Here is a 26647-nt window from a genome sequence, read left to right as displayed (position 1 = left end):
GTATGGTTGATGATAAATATGACTTAAAGTCTCTTTTAGAAAGTTATCGCATTGTAATTCCACTAATTCAACGCGATTATGCGCAAGGTAGGAAAGATTTAAGAACTACTGAGGTCAGAAAACAATTATTAATTGATATAAATTCTGCTTTAATTAACAGTGAAGTGCCAACTTTAGATCTTAATTTTATTTATGGGAAATCACATAATGGGAATTTTATACCACTAGATGGTCAGCAGCGACTTACTACTTTGTTTTTAGTATACCTTTTTGCCTTTAGAGATAGTGATTCTTGTGATTTTCTTAGCAATTTTTCCTATGAAACAAGAGATTCGTCCAAGCAATTTTTCACTAGTTTATTTGAATACAGAAAATCAATTTTTCAACTCGAAGAGAAGCCGTCTGAAATAATAAAAGATGCGGCATGGTTTGCAGATTCGTGGATATTAGATCCTACTATTCAAGGAGCATTAGTAACCTTAGATGGGATAACTGATTTTTTTGATTTTCAATACAACTATTCAGAGGTATTAACATTAGAAACAAATTATAGAGTTGCTTTCAATTTCCTTGATATCGAAGATTTAGGTTCAGAGGATGAACTATACATTAAATTGAACTCTAGAGGACGTCCTCTAACGGATTTTGAAAATTTTAAAGCAAGATTTATTTCAAGAGTACATGAGTTAGACACTAAGTTAGCAAACGATATAGCACTTAAGCTTGATACAAAATGGACTGATACTATTTGGAGATTTGATAAAAACCGATTTGATATAAACTTTTTAAATTTATTTGAAATTGCACTGATTAATAACTTAGATTCACTAGATTATTCTCAACGTGAAAATTGGACAACTAATATTTTATTTGAAGATATTAAGTTAGAACACATAGAATTGATTGCAAGAGTACTTGACTTTTTAACGGAAAATGAGAACTCAAAGGTTTCACAAGTTTTGGAAAAAGCTATCACAAGTAAGAGCATAAAAGATAGAGTCTATTTTCACTTCATTTCTTTGTATTTATTTCATTCAGGGACAGTATTAGATGATAAGTTTAAGAGTTGGTACCGCATTTTTAGAAACTTAACAGATAACTCTGAAATAAACTCTCAAGAACGTTATGAGAGAGCTATTCGAGGTATAAATGAGCAAATTAACCATCTTTCAGACCTTATCTATTATTTGTCTCAAAATAATAAAATTACAGGTTTTAGTATAGAACAGGTTAACGAAGAGATAGAAAAGGCGAAATTAATTATAGAAGATCCAACTCAATCAGAAGTGATATTTAATGCGGAAAATCATGTTTATTTTGGTGGACAAATTAGAAGTAGCTTTTATTTTGAAGATTCTGATTCTACAACTGATAAATACTCGAAAATCAGTTCTTATTGGGATAAGATAAGTGCTATGTTTGAAGCTACGAAACCTAAAGAAGGCATATTGCTAAGGACAGCTTTGCTTTCTTTTGGAGACTATACATTATATGTAGAAGGCAATAAAACACTTTGCCAAGATGATCCTAATGAAAGTTCAAGAACACCAAGTTTAAAACGATTATTTTCTTCTAAAAATCAATATGTTAAAAAAATACTAGATTCGATTGATATAAATAAACCATTAGAGTTAGAGTATAAGAGGATAATAAAAGAAAACATAAATAGTATAGATGAGCAAGATTGGCGATATATTTTTATCTTGTACTACAAGTTAATGTTCAGTAAAATGAATCGTTCACATTATAGATTAAAAGCCCCTAACGTGTCAGGTAGACCAGATGAAATGCTTCTAATTCCTAATAAAAATTCTAGAGGCAGAAATACTGATATTCATTTATTAGCATTGCAAGAGAAACTAAAGGAATTTAACATTAAGTCAGATTATGAAAGTCAGCCTAGTTTAGATACTTTAGATAGGGTTCTTCATGTTCAGAATTTATATGAGGTTAAATTCTATAAAGATCATTACAAATTTAAGAAATATGAAGATGAAAAATATTATAAATTAAATGAATTTCCTGCTTCCTATTTGAAGGTGGCTGAGTACTTGAGAAACAAACTCCAATAATATTTTATTGTGATGAATTCCGATACAACAAAATTATTAAGGAGCAATGCTAAATTTCAAGTTCAAGTTAGCCAGCAAGAAGTCTTCTCTGGGTGACTTGTAGTTCAAGTATTTTTTAGGATAGTTGTTAATCTAATTTTCGATGAAAGCGACTTCTTTAGGAGTCGTTTTCTTAGTTCCTTTAGGTAACCATCTACGAATGAGCCTATTGTGATTCTCATTAGTTCTCCTTTCCCAAGAGGCATAGGGGTGCGCATAATAGATGTGTTCCTTAGAAAACACATCAGACAAGCGGTTGAATTCTGTTCCGTTATCTGCCGTGATGGAAAGAATTTGATGCTGTTTTAAGATGAGTTTTAAAGCCTGATTGACCGAATCTGCGCTTTTATTTGGAATCAATCGGCTGATTTGATGTCTACTCTTTCAGTCAATCAAGACAAGCAAACAGTAATTTTTCGGTCTTGTAAGTAGAACAGTATCAATCTCATAATGCCCATTCTCAAAGCGAAGATTGATATCTTCAGGACGCTGTTCAATGGATTTACCAGCAGGTTTAAAGTTGATGCTAGCCTCTTTTTTAACCTCTTTTCCTTTTCTAGGATAGAGCAGATCCTGTTTTGACAATCCTAATTTTCCATGATGGATTCAGTAGTAGATGGTAGAAATTCCCACGTTAACGCCCTTGGCCTTGCCCATCATTTCAGGAGAAAACTTTTGATTATAATAGTGGAGAATCTTTTCCTTTAGTTCCTTGGTTCAGCTTGATTTCTTGATCGAGAGCTTGCGATTGCTTTCATAAGATTGTTGAGCGTAGTCGGCAGAGTAAACCTCTTTAAAGCGCCTCTTTCCAATACATTGTAGGACTGTCCCACGCTTTATTTCAGTATGGATAGTTTGAGGAGCTTTTCCAAGTAGAGAGGCAATTTCTCTATTTGATTTCCCTTCATTTTTCCATCTTTCGATTAAGCGACGGCTATAGATTGTCAAATGTTTGGCTTTTGTAGTATAATGTTTTTGCCTCTCTGTACCTTTCTTGTGTTTGCGGTTGAACAAGAAGTATAACACAGAGATGTCTTCTTATGCCTAGAAGTAGCTATAAGCTAGTTGAAACATCTAATTTTTAGGAGGGCTGGGTGGTTAACTTCATTATAGAACTTTCAGAAGCAGTAGCACTAGCAAGCAATTGCCAAGAATTGGAGAATCAACTTGTGATCTCTCCAAAAGGATTTGTGATTTTTCATTAAAGAGCAACAGGAAAGTTGTAGTATAGAGAAGATTTTACAAACAGACTATTTGTCGTCTTGCTACAAATGATATATAATTTAACATAGAGAAAATAGGAGGAATAAACGAATGGAATTAAAAGATTTTACAGAAAAAGAACAGGAAATGATTAAGAAGGGGCTTACGACGTCTAAGATTAGTGACAAGGAAACTGCTGAGAAGATTCTTGCTCTAGTACCGCAAGACTTGATTAAGCGAATTCCGTTTTTCGTCAGAAAACATGCTACGACACGTACTATTAAACGCATTTCAATTGAACACCCTGAACTCTACGCTGCAGCTCAAACAAGTGGTGAAATTCCAGAAAAAGAACGCGAAGAATTACGTCAGATTATCACGACTATCTTTGAACAAAAGATGAATAAGCATAGTATTAAGTAGAGAATGAAAAAATATTTTATTGGCGGTCTGGGAAGTAATGTCTATCATAGCAAGGATTTTTTTCAAGAACTAAATTCGCAGATTTATTTTCTAAATCCATATGAAAAGCATCTTCGAGATGAAACAGAATTGAAATCATGGTGTAAAAATGAGATTGTAGAGGAAGAATCTATCTGTCTGATAGGTCATTCTCTTGGAGGAGATTTGGCGCGTTATCTTGCATCGGAATTTTATGAAGTGACAAAACTGATTCTTTTGGATGGTGGCTATCTAGATTTAGATAAGATTTTACCTTTAGATACAGAGTTAGAGGAAACTAAAAACTATATTGAATCTCAAGTCGTTTCGGACTTAGATGTTCTTATTTCTAAAGAAAAATCTGAAGCAAAGCATTGGTCAGAAAATATGGAGAAAGCTGTAAGACAGTCCTATCACTGGAATGCGAAGTATAATAGATATGAGTTGGCTATAAATTATGAAAATATAGAAGCGATCCTCCGCCTACGGAGGAAAATACAAGCTTTTAAGAGAGAAGTGGGAGATGCTTTGTTTATCAGTCCTCGCTATTCTAATGAAGCTACATGGAGAGAGGAAGCCTTAAAAGAATTGCCAGACTATTTTGATACTATTTTTCTAGAGAACTTTGGCCATGAGCTTTATACTGAAGCACCTAGAGAAGTCGCTAGTCTGATTAATGAGTGGCTCGCTTATTCTCAATGAGCTACTTGTATTGCTTGAAAAAAAGCATGTTTTTGCCAATGCTAATAAACGAACTGCTTTATTCGTTTTGGTGAAATTTATACAATTAAATGGCTATCGTTTTTCTGTTACCATTAAATAATCACAAGATTCGTTAAGATACATTTTAAAGAACTAGTGGACTAGTTCTTTTTATATCCGCTTTCACATTATACAACTTATTCAAACCTATATAAAATATTATTTTTCCGAACAAAAATAGATATTTTTTCAAAAAAGTACTTTACAGAGTGTTGGAAGTATGATATAGTAATAAAGCTTAGAAAATGAGATGATGTTTTCTAGCAAATATAAACCCGAGTAAAAAATGCCTACGGACAGGCAGGGTTGAATGCCGAAGCGTGGTTGAAAAACCACATTATTGATAGGGTTAAAAGCCTACTTTTATAAGTTGATGTTAGGACACTTGTCCTAATTCATAAATTTCTAGTGTGGTGAAAGCACACGTCATCTTGTGAAACGATCAATAAAGTACGTAATATTTGCTACTAGAGAGTTAGGAAACATCGGGAACAGACATACTCAACAGAAACAAACATAAAAACGTCAGAAGATTGCAGAGCAGGTGAAAACCTGCTCTTTTTTCATGAGTCAACCTTTAGTTCCTTAGTTTTCATAAGGTCCTAAAAATATTGAAAGGAGTATGTCTTGAAAGAGTTAGATCAAAACCAAGCCCCAATTTATGAGGCCTTGGTGAAGTTACGCAAGAAACGGATTGTTCCCTTTGATGTTCCAGGTCACAAGCGTGGACGGGGAAATCCAGAACTTGTCGAACTGTTGGGTGAAAAATGTGTTGGCATTGATGTCAATTCGATGAAACCCTTGGATAATCTTGGTCACCCTATTTCGATTATTCGGGATGCAGAGGAGCTGGCGGCGGATGCTTTTGGAGCTAGCCATGCCTTTCTCATGATTGGTGGAACAACTTCATCGGTGCAGACTATGATTCTGTCCACCTGCAAGGCAGGGGATAAGATTATTCTGCCGAGAAATGTCCACAAATCTGCTATTAATGCACTGGTTCTATGTGGTGCCATTCCCATCTATATCGAGATGAGTGTAGATCCTAAGATTGGTATCGCTTTAGGTCTTGAAAATGACCGAGTAGCACAGGCCATAAAGGACCATCCAGATGCCAAGGCCATTTTGATTAACAATCCTACTTACTACGGCATCTGTTCAGATCTAAAGGGTTTGACAGAAATGGCTCATGAAGCTGGCATGATGGTTTTAGTAGATGAAGCCCACGGAGCGCACTTACATTTTACTGATAAACTTCCAATTTCTGCCATGGATGAAGGGGCTGATATGGCAGCAGTTTCCATGCATAAGTCTGGTGGGAGTTTAACCCAAAGTTCGCTTCTTTTAATCGGGGAGCAGATGAATCCTGAATACGTACGTCAGATAATCAACCTTACCCAGTCAACATCTGCCTCTTACTTGTTGATGGCCAGTCTGGATATTTCACGTCGCAACTTGGCCCTTCGTGGTAAAGAATCGTTTGAGAAAGTTATTGAACTATCCGAGTATGCCCGCCGTGAAATCAATGCTATCGGAGGTTACTATGCCTACTCAAAAGAGTTGATAGACGGTGTATCTGTCTGTGATTTTGATGTAACCAAGTTGTCAGTTTACACTCAGGGTATTGGCTTAACAGGTATCGAGGTTTATGACCTCCTGCGCGATGAATACGACATTCAGATTGAGTTTGGTGATATTGGTAATATCTTGGCCTATATTTCGATTGGTGACCGCATCCAAGACATCGAGCGCTTAGTTGGTGCTTTAGCTGATATCAAGAGACTCTACTCGAGAGATGGAAAAGATTTGATAGCTGGAGAATATATCCAGCCCGAGTTAGTGCTGTCTCCACAAGAAGCCTTCTATTCAGAGAGAAAAAGTTTAACTTTGGATGAGTCTGTTGGACAAGTCTGTGGGGAATTTGTCATGTGCTATCCTCCAGGGATTCCTATCTTGGCTCCTGGAGAACGCATTACACGTGAAATTGTAGACTATATCCAATTTGCCAAGGAACGTGGTTGCTCCCTCCAAGGGACGGAAGACCCAGAGGTCAATCACATCAACGTCATTAAGAGAAAGGAGAACTAGATGGATTTATGGTTTTCTGAAGTTCATACTCCAGATGTGAAATTGTCCCTGAGAACAGCCAAGCAACTCTACGCTGGAAAAAGTGAATGGCAGGATATTGAAGTCTTAGATACGCCAGCTTTTGGGAAAATACTGATTTTAAATGGGCATGTCTTGTTTTCAGATGCGGATGATTTTGTCTACAACGAAATGACAGTCCACGTTCCCATGGCTGTCCACCCAAATCCCAAGAAAGTTTTGGTAATAGGAGGTGGCGACGGAGGTGTTGCCCAAGTATTAACACTCTATCCTGAACTGGAGCAAATCGATATTGTGGAACCAGATGAGATGCTAGTTGAGGTTTGTCGTGAGTATTTCCCTGATTTTGCTGCAGGGCTAGATGATCCTCGTGTTACCATTTACTACCAAAATGGACTGAGATTTTTGAGAAACTGTGAAGATGACTACGATATTATCATCAACGATGCGACAGATCCCTTTGGACATACGGAAGGTCTCTTTACCAAAGAATTTTACGGCAATAGTTATCGAGCTCTAAAGGAAGATGGTATCATGATCTATCAGCATGGGAGTCCCTTCTTTGACGAGGATGAGTCAGCTTGCCGAAGCATGCATCGCAAAGTTAATCAAGCCTTTCCAATTAGTCGGGTCTATCAGGCCCACATCCCAACCAGTCCAGCTGGCTATTGGTTGTTTGGATTTGCATCGAAAAAATACCACCCTGTCAAAGATTTTGACAAGGAAGGCTGGAAAAAACGCCAGCTTTTCACAGAATACTACACTGCAAACTTACACGTAGGAGCCTTTATGTTGCCCAAGTATGTTGAGGACATTTTAGAAGAAGAGGAAGGAAAAAAATGAGTCGTTTATTAGTTATTGGATGTGGGGGCGTTGCCCAAGTTGCTATTTCAAAGATTTGCCAAGATAGCGAAACCTTTACAGAGATTATGATTGCTAGCCGTACTAAGTCAAAATGTGATGACTTGAAGGCTAAATTAGAAGACAAAACAAGTACAAAGATTGAGACAGCTGCTCTTGATGCAGATAATGTCGAAGAAGTCATTGCCCTAATTGAAAGATACAAACCAGAAGCAGTTTTGAACGTAGCTCTACCATACCAAGACTTGACCATTATGGATGCTTGTTTGGCAACAGGTGTCCACTATATCGACACAGCTAACTACGAGGCAGAGGATACAGAAGATCCTGAGTGGCGTGCCATCTATGAGAAACGTTGTAAGGAACTTGGTTTTACAGCCTACTTTGACTACTCATGGCAATGGGCTTATCAGGAGAAATTCAAAGAGGCAGGCTTGACTGCTCTGCTTGGATCTGGCTTTGACCCAGGTGTAACCAGCGTTTTTTCAGCTTACGCCCTTAAACACTATTTTGATGAAATCCACTATATCGACATTTTAGACTGTAATGGTGGTGACCACGGTTATCCGTTTGCGACTAACTTCAACCCAGAAATCAATCTACGCGAGGTTTCTGCGCCAGGTTCTTACTGGGAAGATGGTAAGTGGGTTGAGGTCGAGGCTATGTCTATCAAGCGTGAGTACGATTTCCCTCATGTCGGACAAAAAGACATGTATCTCCTTCACCACGAAGAAATCGAATCATTAGCCAAAAATATTCCAGGTGTTAAACGTATTCGATTCTTTATGACCTTTGGTCAATCTTATCTAACGCACATGAAATGCTTGGAAAACGTTGGTCTCCTTCGTACGGATACCATTAACTTTAACGGTCAAGAAATTGTACCAATCCAATTTTTGAAAGCCTTGCTTCCAGATCCTGCCAGCCTTGGCCCACGTACAGTTGGAAAAACCAATATCGGCTGTATCTTTACAGGTGTCAAAGATGGTGTTGAAAAGACCATTTACATCTATAATGTTTGCGACCATCAGGAATGTTACGCAGAAGTTGGTTCACAAGCCATTTCTTACACGACTGGTGTTCCAGCTATGATTGGGACAAAATTGGTTATGAACGGTACTTGGAAACAACCTGGAGTTTACAATCTTGAAGAATTGGATCCAGATCCATTCATGGAAGCTTTGAATGAGTATGGTTTACCTTGGGTTGTGGTTGAAAATCCACAAATGGTGGACTGATGAAGTTAGGACAAGTACCAACACCAGCTTACGTCATTGACTTGGCAAAGTTAGAAGCCAATTGCCGCATTCTACAATATGTTCAAGAAGAAGCAGGTTGCAAGGTTTTGCTTGCCCAGAAGGCATATTCTCTTTATAAAACCTATCCCATGATTAGCCAGTACCTATCTGGTACGACAGCTAGTGGACTCTATGAAGCGAAGCTGGCTAGAGAAGAATTTACGGGGGAAGTCCATGTCTTTGCGCCTGCTTTCAAGGATACGGACTTGGAGGAATTGCTTGAGATAACGGACCATATCGTCTTTAACTCGGAGAGACAGTTGCGTAAGCATGGGGCTCGTTGTCGAGAGACTGGTATTAGTGTCGGTTTACGTCTCAATCCTCAGTGTTCAACTCAAGGAGATCACGCGCTCTATGACCCTTGTGCACCTGGATCTCGTTTTGGAGTTACTCTAGACAAGATACCAAGTGATTTGTTGGATTTAGTGGACGGTCTTCATTTTCATACCCTTTGTGAGCAAGGTTCAGATGATTTAGAGACAACCTTGAAAGCAGTAGAAGCGCAGTTTGGATCCTATTTGCATCAAGTTAAATGGCTCAATATGGGTGGTGGACACCACATCACCAGAGAAGACTACGATGTAGATTTGCTGATTTCTGAAATCAAGCGTATCCGAGAAACTTACAATCTTGAAGTCTATATTGAGCCGGGTGAAGCCATTGCGCTCAATGCAGGTTATCTAGCAACTGAAGTATTGGATATTGTAGAAAACGGCATGGAAATCTTGGTTTTAGATGCCTCCGCGACCTGCCATATGCCTGATGTACTTGAGATGCCCTATCGCCCACCTTTGAGAAATGGCTTTGAGGCACAGGAAAAAGCCCATACTTATAGACTTTCTTCCAATACTTGTCTGACGGGCGATGTGATTGGTGATTATAGCTTTGAAAATCCAGTTGAAATTGGAGATAGACTTTATTTCGAAGACATGGCTATTTACTCATTTGTTAAAAATAATACCTTTAATGGTATTGGATTGCCAAGTCTCTATCTCATGGACGAACAGGGAGACTGCAGCTTAGTCAAATCCTTTGGCTATCAAGATTTTAAAGGGAGATTATCATGATGGACAGTCCCAAAAAATTAGGCTATCGCATGCCAGCAGAGTATGAACCCCATCATGGTACCCTCATGATATGGCCGACTCGACCAGGATCATGGCCTTTTCAAGGAAAAGCTGCTAAAGCAGCATTTAACCAGATTATAAAAACCATTGCAGAAGGGGAAAGAGTCTATCTTTTGGTGGACCAAGACTACTTAGCTGAAGCCCAAGACTACCTTGGAGATAGCGTTGTTTATTTAGACATTTCCACCAATGATGCCTGGGCGCGTGATACTGGCCCAACCATTCTCCTCAATGATAAAAGGGAAAAGTTGGCAGTAGACTGGTCTTTCAATGCTTGGGGTGGTGCTGTTGATGGTCTTTATCAAGATTATGAAGATGATGACCAAGTAGCCAGTCGTTTTGCTGAGGCCTTGGAAATGCCTGTTTATGATGCTAAGCCTTTCGTCCTTGAAGGCGGAGCAATCCATAGCGATGGTCAAGGAACCATTCTCGTAACTGAAAGTTGCTTACTCAGTCCCGGTCGCAATCCTCATCTAAGTAAAGAGGAAATCGAAAATACCTTATTAGAGTGCCTTGGAGCTGAAAAAGTTATCTGGCTTCCGTATGGTATTTATCAGGATGAAACCAATGAACACGTTGACAATGTTGCTGCCTTTGTTGGTCCTGCAGAGCTTGTCTTGGCTTGGACGGACGACGAAAGTGATCCTCAGTATGCCATGTCAAAAGCGGATCTCGAACTCTTAGAGCAAGAAACAGATGCAAAAGGTCGTCACTTCACCATTCATAAATTGCCTATCCCTGCAGTTCGTCAAGTTGTGACAGAAGAGGATTTGCCAGGCTACATCTATAAAGAAGGAGAAGAAGAGCGATACGCAGGTGAAAGGCTTGCTGCTTCCTATGTCAATTTCTATATTGCCAACAAGGCTGTTTTGGTTCCACAGTTTGAGGATGTAAACGACCAAGTAGCCTTAGATATCCTCAGTAAGTGTTTCCCAGACCGTAAAGTTGTCGGAATTCCAGCCAGAGATATTCTCTTAGGTGGTGGCAATATCCACTGTATCACCCAACAAATCCCAGAATAGGAGAAAAAGATGAGAAATGTAAGAGTTGCAGCCATTCAGATGCAATGCGCTAAGGATGTGGCAACAAATATCCAAACTGCAGAGCATTTAGTCCGTCAGGCTGCTGAGCAAGGAGCCCAAATTATTCTCTTGCCTGAGTTGTTTGAACGTCCATACTTTTGTCAGGAACGTCAGTATGACTACTACCAACATGCCCAATCTGTAGCAGAAAATACTGCCATTCAGCATTTTAAAGTGCTTGCTAAGGAACTACAGGTCGTTTTACCGATCAGTTTCTATGAAAAAGATGGTAATGTCTTGTATAACTCTATTGCCGTTATTGATGCAGATGGGGAAGTGCTGGGCGTTTATCGGAAGACTCACATACCAGACGACCATTACTATCAAGAGAAATTTTATTTTACGCCCGGCAACACTGGTTTCAAGGTCTGGGATACTCGCTATGCTAAGATTGGGGTCGGTATCTGTTGGGATCAATGGTTCCCTGAAACAGCGCGCTGTCTTGCGTTAAATGGTGCTGAATTGCTCTTTTATCCTACAGCTATCGGTTCAGAGCCAATTTTGGATACAGATAGTTGTGGCCATTGGCAACGTACCATGCAAGGACACGCAGCAGCAAATATTGTTCCAGTTATTGCAGCCAATCGTTATGGATTAGAAGAAGTCACTCCAAATGAGGAAAATGGTGGACAAAGTTCCAGTCTTGACTTCTACGGTTCATCCTTTATAACGGATGAAACAGGAGCTATTCTAGAGCAAGCTGAAAGACAAGGAGAAGCTGTTCTGTTAGCAACTTATGACCTAGACAAGGGAGCAAGCGAACGCCTAAACTGGGGCTTGTTTCGTGATAGAAGACCCGAAATGTATCAACGTATTACGGACTAGTAGGGGAGAAATAAGAGATTCATTCTGCTAGATTAGTTTTCACTAGCAACTATAAGATACTAGGTCATCTAGCAAGTGGATTTTATATTTTAACCCTCTAAGGCTTTCTCGCGCTTTGATGCGAGGAGCTTTTCTGTTTAAGCTTTATCAATAAAACATGCTATAATAGTTGCAGAAAGGTTGGTATTTATGGCTAGGATATTAGTTATTGAAGACAATAGTGACATTCAAGAGATTTTGCGAACACTTCTTACTAAGAAGCATGAGGTGATTCAAGCCTTTTCTGGTACAGAAGGAATCATGCTTTTTGACCAAGGTGGGATTGACCTCGTTTTGCTAGATATCATGCTTCCTGGGAAAAATGGGGATCAGATTTTAAAAGCCATCAGGGAACAAAGTCAAACTCCAGTCATTATGCTAACAGCTTTGAGCGATAAGAAGTTAATCAGTCAATACCTCTTAGACGGTGCAAATGATTACATAGTCAAACCTTTTGATTTGGACGAAGTCTTTGCCAGAGTTACTGTTCAATTACGCCAAAGTGCAGAAAAACAGCCTATGGAAATAGGAAACACTGAAAATCTGCCACAAAACTTGAAAAATATCCAGTTTGATGCCGAAAGTTTTGAAATCAAAAATAGTCAGGAAACGATTCGCCTTGCCAAGAAAGAATGCTTGATTCTCCAAACTCTCCTTAAATATCCAAAGAAAATTTTCACCAAGGAAGAACTTTATGAATTGGTCTGGGAGGATAGCTACCTACCTGGAGATAATACTCTCAATACGCATTTGAGTAATCTTCGTAAAAAATTAAACCAGCTTGACCCAAATCAAGAATATATTGAAACCATCTGGGGCGTTGGGGTAAGATTAAAAGGAGACAAGCAATGACCTACATGATAATTTTTGTCCTACTAGTACTCCTAATTATTTTATCGATTGCATTAATTCGCTACCATTTAGCACTTAAAAACTTGAGTCAACAGATTGAAGACAAGATTCTCACAGGTAGTATGAAAAGAGTCGGAATCAGCATTTTTTCCAAACATTTTTTACATCTCTACCAGCAAATTGAAAATCTATTTCAAGAAGTGGAACAATCTCGGTTGGTGATGAAAAGGGAAAAGCACACTCTGGATATGGCCATCAGCAATATTGCCCATGATATTCGGACCCCTCTGACTATCGCGTCAGGCTACACCCAACAATTGATAAAGTCTCCTGAAGATAAAGCAGAAACCTTACAAAAAATCGCCCAGCATCTTGATTTAGTTTCCAAACGTTTGGAGGCACTCCTAGAATATCGTCGTTTGATGGAAGGAGCTGTCAAACCAAAACTGGAAGAAGTGGATTTTTCAGCTTTTATCACCAAAAAAACTCTGGCTTATTATGATGTTTTTCTGGCGGCAAGTATCACGCTTGATTTTAAGGTTGAAGCTGGTCTGAAAATGAGGACTGATGAAGACTTGTTGGATCGAATTTTACAAAATCTGCTTGGAAATGTCCTCAAACATGGCAAGGAAGAAGCACGTCTATCTTTGAGAAAGGAAAAGGAACAGTTTGTCTTAGAGATTGCAAACCTTGTCAAACAGCCCATTAAAAAAATAGAAAAGCTCAGCAACCGTTTTTATTCTGAAAATCTATCTGATACTGAAGAATCATCTGGTTTAGGCCTTTATATCACTGAGGAATTATGCCATCTTCTCGGTGCAGAGATGAAACTAAGCACAGATGGACAATGGTTGTCGGTTTTTATTTATTTTTAACAAAAAGAAACCTCCTCTGTAGTCTAGAGGAGGTCATTTTTTATAAACTTTTCTTTTTAAAAACTGCCAATCCACCTATATTAAAGATCACAATAACAGCTAAGCTAACTATAAGTGTGTAGAGAATTGACTCACTATTAGCAGTCATAGCATAGAAAAACTGCAATGATAAATAAGGCAAAATTTTGATACTTGGGAAGATGAGCATTGGCATAGAAAGTAAGATAGAGCTGACCAAATATCCAATAAATACCGCAAGATAAGAATGACTAACATAGAGGATCAAGGAAACAATGGAAAGCCAAGCAAGGAGGCAAAGGAATTGAAGGGAAATGGTTATCAGTAGATTGCCAATAAAGCCATCAGGCATAGTTCCAAATCCATTTAAGATAGTTGCTGGAATAAAGGCAATAACAAGGCTAAGAATAAGTTGTAAAAAAGCGATACTAGCAAGTACAAAGGCTTTGGCAAGGAAAAACTCGGTACGAGAAACCCCTACTGTCAAACTATTTTTATAGAGCTTTCCAATTAAATCAACACCGAGAACTAGACAAGTTAGAACAATACAGAGAAAAACGAGGTTTGAACCTTGACTAGACGCGTTAATCAGGGCTTGTACACCGTCCCAGCCATGGGTTGGAATTTCTGGTTCTTCTGTCTGGATTGCCATTAGATGACCCGTAGCTCCTATACTTGCACCCATTAGCATGAGAGTAAAGAGAATAAATTCTGTAATCCAGAATCCTTTGGAGCGGAAAAGACGGTAAAAGTCTGCTTGAATGGTATGTATCATGATTTTCCTCCTATTGGACCAATTGAGTGAAGTATTCTTCTAGGTTTTGACGGGCATAGTAAATCTCGTCAATGGCGACATCTGCCAAGGTTAATTCCTTAAGAATCTGTTTGACATCTTGTTCCTGACCAAAGATGTGAATTTCATTTTCTGGATTAACAACCTTGAACTGGAGCTGGATTTGTTCTTTTAATACTTGACAAGCTTTCTCTTGGTCAGCTGTCTTAAGGACAATGTAATCCTCACTTAGTGTTTCAAATTCAGCTTTGCTGATTTCACGGATAATCTTGCCTTGATCTAAAATACCAAAACGATTAGCTACGAGGTAGAGTTCTGACAAGATATGGCTAGAGATGAGAATGGTTATCCCTTGTTCTTGATTGAGGCGTTGAATCATTAGTCGAAATTCTTTGATACCGATTGGGTCGAGACCGTTGATAGGTTCATCTAAGATTAGGAAATCTGGTTTGGATAGGAGGGCAATGGCAATACCAAGTCTTTGTTTCATTCCAAGAGAGAAATCTCGAAAGACTTTTTTACCTGTATCTGTCAAACCTACATAGTCCAGCGTTTCACGAATGACTATATCAGCATTTGGAATATGACGAATCATACAGTAATATTTCAGATTTTGATAGGCTGTTAAGTGATTATGAGCTACAGGTGATTCAATAACTGAACCTACTCGAGATAGAGACTTGGTCCACTCATTTTCCGATTGACTAGAAAAGAGGGAAACAGTCCCTTTATCTACAAAAAGTAGTTGCGTAATGATTTTTATCAATGTGGTTTTCCCAGCTCCGTTCTTCCCGATAAGTCCATAAATATCTCCCTCCCTTATCGTTAGACGAAGATCCTGAAGAATAGCTTGTTTGTCAAAGTTTTTGGACAATCCATGAATGTCGAGTACTGTTTTCATGATTCTCTCCTTTTGATTTATTTTTATAATTTTAGTATAAAGCATAGAAATCAAAGAAAGCTCAAGGATTTCTAAAGAGTTTCTAAAGTTTTAGGAATTCTTAAATATCAAAACCCAGTTTATATGAACTGGGCTTCTTGATTATAAAATATATTTCTCAATGGCACGCGCGACGCCGTCTTCTTCGTTGCTTGCTGTAACATCATCAGCTAGGGATTTGACATAATCGCTGGCATTTCCCATAGCAATCCCAAGCCCTGCAAACTGGAGCATTTCGATATCGTTATTGGCATCGCCCATGGCCATGATTTCTGAGGAATCAATCTTCAAAATATCTGCTAGTCGAGAAAGAGCGGTAGCCTTTGTCGTACCAAGTGGCATGGCTTCATAAATAACAGGCTGCGAACGAACTCCACTGAATCGTTGGCAGAGTTCCTCAGCAAAACGCTTCTCAAAATCGTCCGTTTGGCTCTCTGTCCCCAAAAACATCCCTTGGAACATGCGATATTTGCCACTAGTCGCTTCCTCAAGAGAAATTTCAGTCAGGTCTGAAAAGACTAGTTTAGCATCATTTTGAACAATTTCATTAGGCTTACCACCGAGGACAAAATAATGCTCCTCATCAAAAAGTGTCAACTGAACCTCACTTTTTTTAGCTAGGTCATAGAGGTATTCAATGTCAGATGGACTGAGTTCTTGCCAATCAACCAGACTCCAATCACTGGTCTGGTGAGTTGAGCAACCGTTGTTGACAATCACATACTCATTCTGGAGATCAAGTCCCAGTTTTTTGTAGTAGGGGAGGACACCGAAAAGCGGGCGCCCCGTACAGAGAACCAGTTTAACACCTTTTTCAATGGCTTGGTGAATAGCAGTAATATGAGTTTGTGGGATTTCCTTGGCTTCATTGAGGAGGGTTCCGTCCATATCCAAGGCTAGTAGTTTAATCATAAGACTTCCTTTTCTATGTGTTTTGCTTTTATTATAGCATATCGACTATAAAATGTCTGACAGAATTGTAAAATTCAAGCTTCCTTTTCTTGAAAAAGAAAATAAAATCTTATATAATATGTATACTTAATATTTAAGGAGAAATAATGTCAAAGTATCACTTTAATTCAATTTACAAAAATGATGAAACAGAGTCTACAGGTCTTCTTTTCATTAAAGTTTACAACAAATGGGAAAGTAATTTAAAAAGAGTTTTGAAATCGGTTGGCCTCACTTTGCCTCAATTTATCGTTTTAACCTCGCTCTTGTTTTTGAACAATAGAGAGGAATATGTAACGCAAGTTGATATTGCTCGGTTCACTGGTATGGATGTCATGACGGTTTCCCAGATTGTTAGACTACTGGAGAAGAAGAACTACATTAGACGTGATCAGCATCCAAAGGATAGTCGGGCAAAACTGGTCTCAGTGACGAAGTCTGGCGCGGAGAAGGTCAATCAAGCTTTACCCTTAGTAGAAGGGATTGATGAAAAATTTTTTGAAAAACTTTCTAACGATAGAGAAAGTTTTAATCGCATGTTAGCAGTGTTGGAGGATAAAAATGCCTAGATATTGGGTCGGAGTTGTTTCGAAGAATCATGTTTTAAGAGGAGTTGAAGGGAATTTTTGTCAGGTCTGTCATGGGAAGGGTGGCCCCTTAAACCGTATGAAAAAAGGTGACTATCTTTTATACTATAGTCCAAAATACGATATGAACGGTCAGGATAAGTTACAGACTTTTGTGGCTGTAGGTAAGATTATAGACGACAAAGCCTATCAAGTAGAGCAGTTCGAAGGATTCTTTCCCTTTAGATGAAATGTTGAGTATTATCAACCAGTCAAAGATTGTTCCATAGAAATAGCCAGACAACATCCTGAATGGAAAGACTATACTTCTCGGCTTCGTTATGGACATTTTGAAGTTTCCAAAGACTTTTTCCTCTATATCTTTCATCATATGAAAGTGGATGATGAAGTATGATTGATTTGCTAGTTAAATGATTATCAACAAGAATTTTGGATTTGGACTGTGAAGCGAACTTTGCTATAATAGAGTAAGAAACTTTGATAAACCAAACGAGGCTGAGATGAAATTACTTTATACTGATATTCGGACTTCTTTGACTGAAATTCTAACAAGAGAGGCGGAGGAGTTAGTTGCTGCTGGCAAGCGGGTCTTCTACATCGCCCCCAACTCTCTTTCTTTTGAAAAGGAACGCGCCGTGCTGGAATGCTTGTCCCAGCAGGCTTCTTTTGCGATTACCGTCACGCGCTTTGCGCAGATGGCTCGTTATCTGGTCTTGAATGACCTGCCTGCCAAGACCAGTCTTGATGATATCGGTCTTGGGATGGCCTTTTATAAATGCCTTGCGGAACTTGACCCCAAGGACTTGCGTGTTTATGGTGCGATTAAGCAGGATCCTCAATTTATTCAGCAGTTGATTGAACTGTATCACGAGATGACGACTGCTCAGATGAGCTTTTTAGACTTGGAGAGTTTGGCAGATGAAGACAAGCGAGTAGACTTGCTCTTGATTTTTGAAAAAGTAACAGCCTATCTTAATCAAGGTCAGTTGGCTCAGGGAAGTCAGTTGTCTCATTTGATTGAGGCTATTGAGAATAACAAAGTAAGTAGTGATTTCACTCAAATCGCCTTGGTTATTGATGGATTTACCCGTTTTTCTTCCGAGGAAGAGCGGGTTGTGGACTTACTTCATGGCAAGGGTGTTGAGATTGTTATTGGGGTTTATGCTAGTAAGAAAGCTTATACCAGCCCTTTTAGCGAGGGTAACCTCTACCAAGCCAGTGTGGAGTTTCTCCATCATCTAGCCTCTAAATACCAAACACCTGCTCAGGACTGTTCTCAAACTCATGAAAAGATGGATAGTTTTGACAAGGCCTCTCGTTTACTGGAGTCGTCTTATGACTTCTCAGAATTCACCTTGGATGTCGATGATGAGGACCGTGACAACTTACAAATCTGGTCTTGCTTGACGCAAAAGGAGGAGTTGGAGCTAGTAGCCCGTAGCATTCGTCAGAAATTACACGAGAACTCAAATCTGAGTTACAAGCATTTTCGTATTCTCTTGGGGGATGTGGCTTCTTATCAGTTATCTCTTAAAACCATTTTTGACCAGTACCAGATTCCTTTCTATCTTGGTAGAAGCGAATCCATGGCCCACCACCCTTTGACACAGTTTGTCGAGTCTACCTTGGCTTTAAAACGCTATCGTTTCCGTCAGGAAGATTTGATTAACCTCCTCAGAACGGGTTTATATACCGACCTTAGTCAGGCTGATATTGACGCATTTGAGCAATATATCCGCTATCTTGGTATCAATGGCTTACCAGCCTTTCAGCAAGCCTTCACCAAATCACACCATAGAAAATTTGATTTAGAACGTTTAAATGCCCTTCGTCTGCGTATTTTAACACCTCTTGAGACTCTCTTTGCCAGCCGAAAACAAAAGGCTGAAAATCTCTTACAAAAGTGGAATGTCTTTCTAAAAGAAGGAGCTGTGACCAAGCAGTTACAAGTTTTGACAGCCACTATGGAAGCTCTTGATCAGGAAAGACAAGCCGAAGTTTGGAAGGCTTTCTGTCACGTTTTAGAGCAATTTGCGACTGTTTTTGCTGGTTCACAGGTTAGTCTAGAGGACTTCCTAGCCTTGCTCCATTCTGGAATGAGTTTGTCCCAATACCGCACTATTCCAGCAACAGTGGACACCGTTCTGGTGCAGAGTTACGATTTGATTGCTCCTCTGACTGCTGACTTTGTCTATGCCATCGGGCTGACTCAGGATAATTTACCAAAAATTGCGCAAAATACCAGTCTTTTAACAGATGAAGAAAGACAGAGACTAAACCAAGCGACAGAAGAAGGCGTTCAATTGCTGATTGCCAGCAGTGAAAACCTCAAGAAAAATCGCTATACTATGCTTTCCTTGATCAATTCTGCTCGTAAGCAGTTGGTCTTGTCGGCTCCAAGCCTCTTTAATGAAAGTGAAAGCAAGGAATCAGCTTATCTTCAAGAGCTAGTCCATTTTGGATTTAGCAGGAAAGAGAAGAAGATAAATCACAAAGGGCTGTCTAAGGAGGATATTGGGTCCTATCACAGTCTTTTGTCTAGTCTGGTTGTCTATCACCAGCAGGGCGAGATGAGTGAGACTGAGCAAGATTTGACCTTTATTAAGGTTCTAGCTCGTGTCATGGGTAAAAAACTAGACCAGCAAGGTCTGGAAAATCCAGCCCTCCCAACCAGTCCAAGCAGTAAGCAGTTGACCAAGGATACCTTACAGGCTCTCTATCCAGCTGACAAGGAATTTTACCTGTCTACCTCTGGTTTGACGGAGTTTTACCGAAACCAATACAGTTATTTCCTCCGTTATGTTCTAGGCTTGCAAGAGGAATTACGTCTACGTCCTGATGCCCGCAGTCACGGAAATTTCTTGCACCGCATTTTTGAACGTGCCTTGCAGTTATCTGATGAAGATTCCTTTGACAACCGTCTAGAACAAGCTATCCAAGAAACCAGTCAGGAACGCGAATTTGAAGCAGTTTATCAGGAAAGTTTGGAAGCCCAGTTTACCAAGGAAGTTTTGCTTGATGTTGCACGAACGACTGGACATATTCTCCGACACAATCCAGCCATCGAAACCATCAAAGAGGAAGCGAATTTTGGCGGCAAAGAGCAAGCCTTTATTCAATTGGACAATGGTCGCAATGTCTTTGTACGAGGTAAGGTTGACCGCATTGACCGATTGAAAGCTGATGGAGCGATTGGAGTGGTAGACTACAAATCCAGTCTGACTCAGTTCCAGTTTCTTCATTTCTTTAATGGGCTTAATTCCCAACTGCCAACCTATTTAGCCGCCATAAAAAGAGAAGGGGAGCAGAACTTTTTCGGTGCTATGTACTTGGAAATGGCTGAACCAGTCCAATCTCTGATGGCCGTTAAAAGTCTAGCAGGTGCAGTAGTAGAAGCTAGCAAATCAATGAAATACCAAGGCCTCTTTTTAGAAAAAGAAAGCAGTCATTTGGGCGAATTTTACAATAAAAACAAGGCTAACCAGCTGACGGATGAGGAATTCCAGCTCCTACTGGACTACAATGCCCATCTTTACAAGAAAGCAGCAGAGAAGATTTTAGAAGGTAAATTCGCCATCAATCCCTATACAGAGAATGGCAGAAGCATTGCCCCATATGTTCAGCAACATCAATCCATCACAGGATTTGAAGCCAATTACCACTTGGACCAAGCCCGTTTTCTAGAAAAGTTGGACTTAACAGATGGCAAGCGTCTGGTCGGAGAAAAACTCAAGCAAGCTTGGTTTGAAAAAATAAGAGAGGAGTTGAATCGATGAAGCCCATTCCCTTTTTAACTGAGGAGGAGATTCAAAAACTGCAAGAAGCAGAAGCGCATTCGAGCAAGGAACAAAAGAAAACTGCCGAACAAATCGAAGCCATCTACACTTCTGGTCAAAATATCCTTGTCTCAGCGTCGGCTGGTTCTGGTAAAACCTTTGTCATGGCAGAGCGCATTCTAGATCAATTGGCGCGTGGTGTCGAAATTTCTCAACTCTTTATCTCAACCTTTACCGTCAAAGCTGCCACAGAGCTTAAGGAACGTTTGGAGAAAAAAATCAGCCAACAAATCCAAGAAAGTATCGATGTTGACCTCAAACAACACTTGGGTCGCCAGTTGGCAGACCTACCCAACGCATCCATCGGAACCATGGACTCTTTTACACAAAAATTCCTTGGCAAACATGGTTATCTGCTTGATATTGCGCCAAATTTCCGTATTTTACAAAACCAAAGCGAGCAACTTCTTCTAAAAAACGAAGTCTTTCATGAGGTATTTGAAGCCTATTACCAAGGTAAACAGAAAGAGACCTTTAGCCATTTGCTGAAAAATTTTGCTGGGCGTGGCAAGGATGAACGGGGGCTGCGCCAGCAAGTCTATAAAATTTATGACTTCCTCCAATCCACCAGCAATCCTCAGAAATGGTTAAGTGAATCTTTCCTCAAAGGCTTTGAGAAAGCTGATTTTACCAGTGAAAAAGAAAAACTAACCGAGCAAATCCAGCAAGCCCTTTGGGATTTGGAAAGCTTTTTCCGTTATCATCTGGATAATGATGCCAAGGAGTTTCCCAAGGCTGCTTATTTAGAAAATGTTCAGTTGATTCTGGATGAAATTGGCTCCTTAAATCAAGAGTCCGATAGTCAGGCTTATCAAACGGTGCTTGCGCGTGTTATCGCAATTTCGAAAGAGAAAAACGGCCGAGCTCTGACCAATGCCAGCCGTAAGGCTGATTTGAAGCCCCTGGCTGATGCCTACAACGAAGAGAGAAAGACCCAGTTTGCTAAACTAGGACAACTAGCAGATCAGATAACGATTCTCGACTATCAAGAACGTTATCATGGAGATACCTGGGAACTAGCTAAGACCTTCCAATCTTTCATGAGTGATTTTGTGGAAGCTTATCGTCAGCGTAAACGTCAGGAAAACGCCTTTGAATTCGCTGATATCAGCCATTACACCATTGAGATTTTAGAGAAATTCCCGCAAGTTCGTCAGGCTTATCAGGAGCGTTTCCACGAAGTCATGGTCGATGAGTATCAAGATACCAACCATATTCAAGAACGGATGCTAGAATTACTTTCTAATGGCCACAACCGATTTATGGTGGGAGATATCAAGCAGTCCATCTATCGTTTCCGTCAGGCAGACCCGCAGATTTTCAATGAGAAGTTCCAACGCTATGCGCAAAATCCTGAAGAAGGAAAGCTGATTCTCCTCAAGGAAAATTTCCGTAGCAGTTCAGAAGTGCTATCAGCAACCAATGATGTTTTTGAACGTCTTATGGACCAAGAGGTCGGTGAAATCAACTATGACAGCATGCACCAGCTTGTTTTTGCCAATACCAAACTGACTCCTAATCCTGATAACAAGGCAGAATTTCTCCTCTACGATAAGGACGACAGCGGGCAAGAGGAAGAAGAGAGCCAAGCAGAAACGAAATTAACAGGGGAAATGCGCTTAGTTATCAAGGAAATCCTTAAACTTCATCAGGAACAAGGTGTTGCCTTTAAAGAAATCGCCCTTCTGACCTCCAGCCGCAGTCGTAATGACCAGATTCTTCTCGCCCTGTCTGAGTACGGGATTCCTGTTGAAACCGACGGAGAGCAAAACAATTATCTCCAATCCCTAGAAGTGCAAGTCATGCTAGACACTCTTCGTGTCATTCACAATCCCCTGCAAGACTATGCCTTGGTTGCCCTTATGAAGTCTCCAATGTTTGGCTTTGATGAGGACGAGTTAGCACGTTTATCTCTTCAGAAAGCGGAGGATAAAGTCCAAGAAAATCTCTATGAGAAACTGGTCAATGCACAAAAAATGGTAAGTAGCCAAAAAGTCTTGATTCACTCAGCTCTAGCTGAGAAACTAAAGCAATTCATGGATATCTTGGTTTCTTGGCGCCTGTATGCCAAAACCCACTCCCTATATGACTTGATTTGGAAGATTTATAACGACCGTTTTTATTATGATTATGTGGGGGCTTTACCAAATGGTCTTGCTAGACAGGCTAATCTCTATGCACTAGCTCTGCGTGCTGATCAATTTGAAAAGAGCAATTTCAAAGGCTTGTCGCGTTTTATTGGTATGATTAACCAAGTTTTAGAAGCTCAGCACGATTTGGCAAGCGTGGCTGTCGCACCGCCAAAAGATGCAGTAGAGCTCATTACCATCCACAAAAGTAAAGGGCTAGAGTTTCCTTACGTCTTTATCCTCAATATGGATCAAGATTTCAACAAGCAAGACAGCATGTCAGAGGTCATTCTCAGCCGTAAAAACGGTCTAGGTGTCAAATATATTGCCAAAATGGAGACAGGAGCAGTGGAAGATCACTATCCTAAAACCATCAAACTCTCCATTCCTAGCTTGACCTATAGGCAGAACGAAGAGGAATTACAGCTGGCAAGCTATTCAGAGCAGATGCGTCTGCTGTATGTTGCTATGACACGGGCTGAGAAAAAACTCTATCTTGTCGGCAAGGGTTCTCGTGAAAAGCTGGAAGCCCAGGAATACCCAGCAGCTAAAAATGGAAAACTAAGCAGCAACACTAGACTCCAAGCCAAAAATTTCCAAGATTGGATTTGGGCTATCAGCAAAGTGTTTGCAAAGGATAAGCTCAACTTTCGCTATCGTTTTGTTGGTGAAGACCAGTTGACTAGAGAATCTATAGGAGAGTTGGAAAACAAAAGTCCTCTCCAAGATAGCTCCCAAGCAGACAATCGTCAGTCAGATACCATTAAAGAAGCTCTTGAAATGCTGAAAGAAGTAGAAGTTTATAATACTCTTCACCGTGTAGCCATTGAACTTCCTAGTGTTCAAACCCCAAGTCAAATCAAGAAGTTCTACGAACCAGTTATGGATATGGAAGGTGTCGAGATTGCAGGTCAAGGCCAGTCAGTAGACAAGAAAATCAGCTTTGATTTGCCAGATTTTTCAACCAAAGAAAAGGTAACAGGAGCTGAGATTGGTAGTGCTACCCACGAACTCATGCAGAGAATTGACCTCAGCCAGCGACCAACGCTTGCTAGCCTGACAGAAACTCTCAAACAAGTTCAAACCAACCCAGCTGTCAGAGACAAGATTAATCTTGCGAAAATTCTTGCATTCTTTGACACAGAACTCGGTCAGGAAATTCTTGCTAATACCAACCATCTTTATCGCGAGCAACCTTTCTCCATGCTCAAACGAGACCAAAAGAGTCAGGAAGACTTTGTTGTCCGTGGTATCCTTGATGGCTATCTACTTTACGAAGATAAAATTGTTCTTTTCGACTATAAGACAGACCGCTATGATGAACCAAGTCAACTCATAGACCGTTATCGTGGTCAGTTAGTCCTATACGGAGAGGCTTTATCTCGAGCCTATTCGATTGAAAATATTGAAAAATACTTGATTTTACTCGGTAAAGACGAGGTTCAGGTTGTAAAAGTATAATCTAGAAAGGAGACATCATGACACTTCCAGTTAGAAAATCCCTGCACGATGCGGTTTTACAGGCTTCAAAAGCGGATACTTGGGAACAAGCTACCAAGGAATGGAATAAAGTTTCCTTGATTTTTAACGGTATTGGTCGTAGCAATTGTGTCTGTGGAAATGCTATCAAATACGCCTACGAACTCTTTAACGGTATCACAGGCCAACGCCTCTTTCCCATCGGTAGCGACTGCGTCAGACACTTTCATCGATTGACCCTTGACCAGCAACTGGAAGAGGAAGAAAAACTGCTCAGAAAGGTTGAAAATCTAACCAGAAAAGCCCAGAAAAAGGAAAAAATCAAAGTCAATAAGAGTGACTTTGACGAGCGTCTTCTAAAATGGCTCTGGGAAAAAGGTGTTTTTAAACCCAATCGTGGCAATCAGTTCTCACCTGAGAAAGACTACCAGCTCTTCCTAGAAGTCTTTCAAGGAGGAAGTTGGACCAAGGCAGAGCCCAAGAAGAAGGCTCGGATGGAAGAAGTCCTTGAAAAGTGTATCAAACCCTTTTTACTTGGCAAATCAGATGACCAACTCTACCTTGTCAAGCTAGGGAAGGAAAAAATTGACTACGAACAGGAACTCCGTATCCAGGCAGAGAAAGAGCGCAAGAAAAGAGATAGAATCGCCAAACAATATGCAGACAATCTAGTTCTAGCCATGGGACCGGCAGAGCGGGCTTATCAGGATTACTTTGGCTTTACAGAAACCCTAACCCAAGAAGAACGCAAGTGGGAAAAAATTCTTTTTGGTAAAAATCGAACAGAACGGGCTATCAAGGCCAAACAATACCAAAAAGAGCTAGAAAAAGACCAACGAATTGCTAGTCAGGATCCAATTGAAAGAAAGCAGAAGCAGACCTGGCTCCTCAATTCCTATTTCCGTGAGCTTCCTGACGAAAAATCCCGCTTTGCTCGACTCTTATTAGAATATCGAAAAAGTGGAGAAGTGCCATTTTCAACTGAATATCTGTCAGACCATCTTCTCGACTTTTTCTATAAAATGAAAGCCTTTGAGTTTGAAATCGCACCAGAACAAGTTCGAGATTTTCTAAAAGAAAGCCTCAAGTCAGATCATCTATCCTCAGCACAAGAAAGCTGGATAGAAGGGATTCTAACAAATTGCATAGTCCCATTTTTATCTCGAATACTCATCTAAAACTAAATATATGAGACATAGAATTTTATATAAGGTTAATATACAAATCAAGTGGGGTTGAAATCAGTCTTCCTTTAAAAAGTAGCTATTACAAATAAAAGCTTATGCAAAAAAGAATAATTTATGATAGAATAGAGGATAAGAAAGAAAACGTTTTTACAATTTTTTTCAATCCGAAGGAGATATATTATGGCTACTATTCAATGGTTTCCTGGTCACATGTCTAAAGCTCGTCGACAGGTTCAGGAAAATTTAAAATTTGTTGATTTTGTGACGATTTTGGTGGATGCCCGCTTACCTCTATCTAGTCAAAATCCTATGTTGACCAAAATTGTTGGTGACAAACCAAAACTCTTGATTTTAAACAAGGCGGACTTGGCCGATCCAGCAATGACCAAGGAATGGCGCCAGTATTTTGAATCACAAGGAATTCAGACGCTAGCTATCAACTCCAAAGAGCAAGTGACTGTAAAAGTTGTAACAGATGCGGCCAAAAAGCTCATGGCGGATAAGATTGCTCGTCAGAAAGAACGTGGTATCAAGATTGAAACCTTGCGTACCATGATTGTCGGGATTCCAAATGCTGGTAAATCCACTCTTATGAACCGTTTAGCTGGTAAGAAAATTGCCGTTGTCGGCAATAAACCAGGTGTTACCAAAGGGCAACAATGGCTCAAAACGAATAAAGACCTGGAAATCTTGGACACACCAGGGATTCTCTGGCCTAAATTCGAAGACGAAACTGTTGCTCTTAAACTAGCCTTGACTGGAGCTATTAAAGACCAGTTGCTTCCTATGGACGAGGTAACTATTTTTGGCCTCAATTATTTCAAAGAACATTATCCAGAAAAGTTGGCCGAACGCTTCAAACAAATGAAAATTGAAGAAGAAGCGCCTGTTATTATTATGGATATGACCCGCGCCCTTGGTTTCCGTGACGACTATGACCGTTTTTACAGTCTCTTCGTAAAGGAAGTCCGTGATGGCAAACTCGGTAACTATACCTTAGATACATTGGAAGACCTCGATGGCGACGATTAAAGAAATCAAAGAACTCCTTGCTACTGTCAAGGACCTTGATAGTCCTATTTTTTTAGAGTTTGAAAAGGATAATCGCTCTGGAGTTCAAAAGGAAATCAGCAAGCGTAAAAAAA

General features: G+C 39.9%; 19 protein-coding genes and 5 pseudogenes. 20 read left to right on the top strand and 4 right to left on the bottom strand.

What is annotated here, in order from left to right; all coding sequences use genetic code 11:
* Positions 1-2: 2 nt before the first annotated feature.
* Positions 3-2072 carry a DUF262 domain-containing protein gene (locus tag HMPREF2613_RS04065; protein ID WP_186822070.1) on the top strand — a complete coding sequence of 690 codons (2070 nt, stop codon included), beginning with the start codon at positions 3-5 and terminating at the stop codon, positions 2070-2072.
* Positions 2073-2108: 36 nt separating this feature from the next.
* Here HMPREF2613_RS04065 and HMPREF2613_RS10900 read toward each other — a convergent pair.
* A pseudogene (locus HMPREF2613_RS10900) lies at positions 2109-3125 on the bottom strand (IS30 family transposase).
* A gap of 104 nt (positions 3126-3229) precedes the next feature.
* Here HMPREF2613_RS10900 and HMPREF2613_RS10895 point away from each other — a divergent pair.
* From HMPREF2613_RS10895 to HMPREF2613_RS04000, 12 genes and pseudogenes are all read left to right on the top strand, one after another.
* Positions 3230-3316: pseudogene (locus HMPREF2613_RS10895) on the top strand (neopullulanase); the annotation flags it as partial.
* A 109-nt stretch (positions 3317-3425) separates the two neighbouring features.
* Positions 3426-3737 carry a hypothetical protein gene (locus tag HMPREF2613_RS04045; RefSeq protein WP_000420556.1) on the top strand — a complete coding sequence of 104 codons (312 nt, stop codon included), beginning with the start codon at positions 3426-3428 and terminating at the stop codon, positions 3735-3737.
* Positions 3738-3740: 3 nt separating this feature from the next.
* The gene (locus HMPREF2613_RS04040; protein WP_070479170.1) at positions 3741-4457 is read left to right on the top strand and encodes an alpha/beta hydrolase; all 717 of its coding nucleotides are present in this window, start codon (positions 3741-3743) and stop codon (positions 4455-4457) included.
* A 1-nt stretch (position 4458) separates the two neighbouring features.
* Positions 4459-4575, top strand: a pseudogene (locus tag HMPREF2613_RS11275) (type II toxin-antitoxin system death-on-curing family toxin); the annotation flags it as partial.
* Positions 4576-5144: 569 nt separating this feature from the next.
* Positions 5145-6605: an aminotransferase class I/II-fold pyridoxal phosphate-dependent enzyme gene (locus HMPREF2613_RS04035; protein WP_070479168.1), complete on the top strand. Its 1461-nt coding sequence runs from the start codon at positions 5145-5147 to the stop codon at positions 6603-6605.
* Complete coding sequence (speE, locus tag HMPREF2613_RS04030) at positions 6606-7466, top strand: polyamine aminopropyltransferase (RefSeq protein ID WP_000366713.1); 861 nt, start codon at positions 6606-6608, stop codon at positions 7464-7466.
* Entirely contained in the window at positions 7463-8722 is a 1260-nt protein-coding gene (locus HMPREF2613_RS04025) for a saccharopine dehydrogenase family protein (protein ID WP_070479165.1), read from the top strand. The genes speE and HMPREF2613_RS04025 overlap by 4 nt, the downstream gene beginning before the upstream one ends.
* The gene (gene nspC / locus HMPREF2613_RS04020; RefSeq protein ID WP_070479162.1) at positions 8722-9849 is read left to right on the top strand and encodes a carboxynorspermidine decarboxylase; all 1128 of its coding nucleotides are present in this window, start codon (positions 8722-8724) and stop codon (positions 9847-9849) included. Before HMPREF2613_RS04025 ends, nspC begins: the two co-directional genes overlap by 1 nt.
* Positions 9846-10931 (top strand): agmatine deiminase, encoded by a 1086-nt coding sequence (aguA, locus tag HMPREF2613_RS04015; RefSeq protein WP_070479160.1) that lies wholly within the window; start codon positions 9846-9848, stop codon positions 10929-10931. The genes nspC and aguA overlap by 4 nt, the downstream gene beginning before the upstream one ends.
* 9 nt (positions 10932-10940) lie before the next feature.
* Positions 10941-11816, top strand: a complete 876-nt coding sequence (gene aguB / locus HMPREF2613_RS04010; RefSeq protein ID WP_070479157.1) for an N-carbamoylputrescine amidase — start codon at positions 10941-10943, stop codon at positions 11814-11816.
* Between the two features lie 189 nt (positions 11817-12005).
* The gene (locus HMPREF2613_RS04005; protein WP_070479155.1) at positions 12006-12707 is read left to right on the top strand and encodes a response regulator transcription factor; all 702 of its coding nucleotides are present in this window, start codon (positions 12006-12008) and stop codon (positions 12705-12707) included.
* Positions 12704-13582: a sensor histidine kinase gene (locus HMPREF2613_RS04000; RefSeq protein ID WP_070479152.1), complete on the top strand. Its 879-nt coding sequence runs from the start codon at positions 12704-12706 to the stop codon at positions 13580-13582. The genes HMPREF2613_RS04005 and HMPREF2613_RS04000 overlap by 4 nt, the downstream gene beginning before the upstream one ends.
* Positions 13583-13622: 40 nt before the next feature.
* Here the strand turns inward: HMPREF2613_RS04000 and HMPREF2613_RS03995 are convergent, their stop codons facing one another.
* The 3 genes from HMPREF2613_RS03995 to HMPREF2613_RS03985 form a co-directional block, all read right to left on the bottom strand.
* The gene (locus tag HMPREF2613_RS03995; protein ID WP_070479149.1) at positions 13623-14375 is read right to left on the bottom strand and encodes an ABC-2 family transporter permease; all 753 of its coding nucleotides are present in this window, start codon (positions 14373-14375) and stop codon (positions 13623-13625) included.
* 10 nt (positions 14376-14385) lie between these two features.
* Positions 14386-15294, bottom strand: a complete 909-nt coding sequence (locus HMPREF2613_RS03990) for an ATP-binding cassette domain-containing protein (RefSeq protein WP_070479147.1) — start codon at positions 15292-15294, stop codon at positions 14386-14388.
* A 141-nt stretch (positions 15295-15435) separates the two neighbouring features.
* Positions 15436-16245 (bottom strand): Cof-type HAD-IIB family hydrolase, encoded by an 810-nt coding sequence (locus tag HMPREF2613_RS03985; protein ID WP_070479145.1) that lies wholly within the window; start codon positions 16243-16245, stop codon positions 15436-15438.
* A gap of 146 nt (positions 16246-16391) precedes the next feature.
* On the opposite strand from HMPREF2613_RS03985, the gene HMPREF2613_RS03980 reads away from it, so the two are divergent.
* From HMPREF2613_RS03980 to HMPREF2613_RS03950, 7 genes and pseudogenes are all read left to right on the top strand, one after another.
* Entirely contained in the window at positions 16392-16853 is a 462-nt protein-coding gene (locus HMPREF2613_RS03980; protein ID WP_070479142.1) for a MarR family winged helix-turn-helix transcriptional regulator, read from the top strand.
* A pseudogene (locus tag HMPREF2613_RS03975) lies at positions 16846-17265 on the top strand (EVE domain-containing protein). Before HMPREF2613_RS03980 ends, HMPREF2613_RS03975 begins: the two are co-directional and overlap by 8 nt.
* 106 nt (positions 17266-17371) lie before the next feature.
* Positions 17372-20647: an ATP-dependent nuclease subunit B gene (rexB, locus tag HMPREF2613_RS03970; protein ID WP_070479140.1), complete on the top strand. Its 3276-nt coding sequence runs from the start codon at positions 17372-17374 to the stop codon at positions 20645-20647.
* Positions 20644-24297, top strand: a complete 3654-nt coding sequence (gene addA / locus HMPREF2613_RS03965; RefSeq protein ID WP_070479137.1) for a helicase-exonuclease AddAB subunit AddA — start codon at positions 20644-20646, stop codon at positions 24295-24297. Before rexB ends, addA begins: the two co-directional genes overlap by 4 nt.
* A 17-nt stretch (positions 24298-24314) precedes the next feature.
* A complete protein-coding gene (locus HMPREF2613_RS03960) occupies positions 24315-25493 on the top strand; it encodes a hypothetical protein (protein ID WP_070479135.1) in 1179 nt (392 codons plus the stop codon).
* A gap of 189 nt (positions 25494-25682) precedes the next feature.
* The gene (ylqF, locus tag HMPREF2613_RS03955; protein ID WP_070479133.1) at positions 25683-26534 is read left to right on the top strand and encodes a ribosome biogenesis GTPase YlqF; all 852 of its coding nucleotides are present in this window, start codon (positions 25683-25685) and stop codon (positions 26532-26534) included.
* Positions 26521-26647 (top strand): annotated as a pseudogene (locus HMPREF2613_RS03950) (ribonuclease HII); the annotation flags it as partial. The gene ylqF and the pseudogene HMPREF2613_RS03950, both read left to right, overlap by 14 nt.

The organism is Streptococcus sp. HMSC070B10, assembly GCF_001808665.1.
In the GTDB taxonomy this organism is placed as follows: Bacteria; Bacillota; Bacilli; order Lactobacillales; family Streptococcaceae; genus Streptococcus.
The sequence above is the reverse complement of the archived record's forward strand: the minus strand, read 5'-3'. Positions and strand labels throughout refer to the sequence as shown.

What these genes read in the sequence shown, in the direction of transcription:
- HMPREF2613_RS04065 (WP_186822070.1), top strand. Translation starts at nt 3, where the DNA reads ATGGTTGATGATAAATATGACTTAAAGTCTCTTTTAGAAAGTTATCGC.
- HMPREF2613_RS04045 (WP_000420556.1), top strand. Translation starts at nt 3,426, where the DNA reads ATGGAATTAAAAGATTTTACAGAAAAAGAACAGGAAATGATTAAGAAG.
- HMPREF2613_RS04040 (WP_070479170.1), top strand. Translation starts at nt 3,741, where the DNA reads ATGAAAAAATATTTTATTGGCGGTCTGGGAAGTAATGTCTATCATAGC.
- speE (WP_000366713.1), top strand. Translation starts at nt 6,606, where the DNA reads ATGGATTTATGGTTTTCTGAAGTTCATACTCCAGATGTGAAATTGTCC.
- HMPREF2613_RS04025 (WP_070479165.1), top strand. Translation starts at nt 7,463, where the DNA reads ATGAGTCGTTTATTAGTTATTGGATGTGGGGGCGTTGCCCAAGTTGCT.
- nspC (WP_070479162.1), top strand. Translation starts at nt 8,722, where the DNA reads ATGAAGTTAGGACAAGTACCAACACCAGCTTACGTCATTGACTTGGCA.
- aguA (WP_070479160.1), top strand. Translation starts at nt 9,846, where the DNA reads ATGATGGACAGTCCCAAAAAATTAGGCTATCGCATGCCAGCAGAGTAT.
- aguB (WP_070479157.1), top strand. Translation starts at nt 10,941, where the DNA reads ATGAGAAATGTAAGAGTTGCAGCCATTCAGATGCAATGCGCTAAGGAT.
- HMPREF2613_RS04005 (WP_070479155.1), top strand. Translation starts at nt 12,006, where the DNA reads ATGGCTAGGATATTAGTTATTGAAGACAATAGTGACATTCAAGAGATT.
- HMPREF2613_RS04000 (WP_070479152.1), top strand. Translation starts at nt 12,704, where the DNA reads ATGACCTACATGATAATTTTTGTCCTACTAGTACTCCTAATTATTTTA.
- HMPREF2613_RS03995 (WP_070479149.1), bottom strand. Translation starts at nt 14,375, where the DNA reads ATGATACATACCATTCAAGCAGACTTTTACCGTCTTTTCCGCTCCAAA.
- HMPREF2613_RS03990 (WP_070479147.1), bottom strand. Translation starts at nt 15,294, where the DNA reads ATGAAAACAGTACTCGACATTCATGGATTGTCCAAAAACTTTGACAAA.
- HMPREF2613_RS03985 (WP_070479145.1), bottom strand. Translation starts at nt 16,245, where the DNA reads ATGATTAAACTACTAGCCTTGGATATGGACGGAACCCTCCTCAATGAA.
- HMPREF2613_RS03980 (WP_070479142.1), top strand. Translation starts at nt 16,392, where the DNA reads ATGTCAAAGTATCACTTTAATTCAATTTACAAAAATGATGAAACAGAG.
- rexB (WP_070479140.1), top strand. Translation starts at nt 17,372, where the DNA reads ATGAAATTACTTTATACTGATATTCGGACTTCTTTGACTGAAATTCTA.
- addA (WP_070479137.1), top strand. Translation starts at nt 20,644, where the DNA reads ATGAAGCCCATTCCCTTTTTAACTGAGGAGGAGATTCAAAAACTGCAA.
- HMPREF2613_RS03960 (WP_070479135.1), top strand. Translation starts at nt 24,315, where the DNA reads ATGACACTTCCAGTTAGAAAATCCCTGCACGATGCGGTTTTACAGGCT.
- ylqF (WP_070479133.1), top strand. Translation starts at nt 25,683, where the DNA reads ATGGCTACTATTCAATGGTTTCCTGGTCACATGTCTAAAGCTCGTCGA.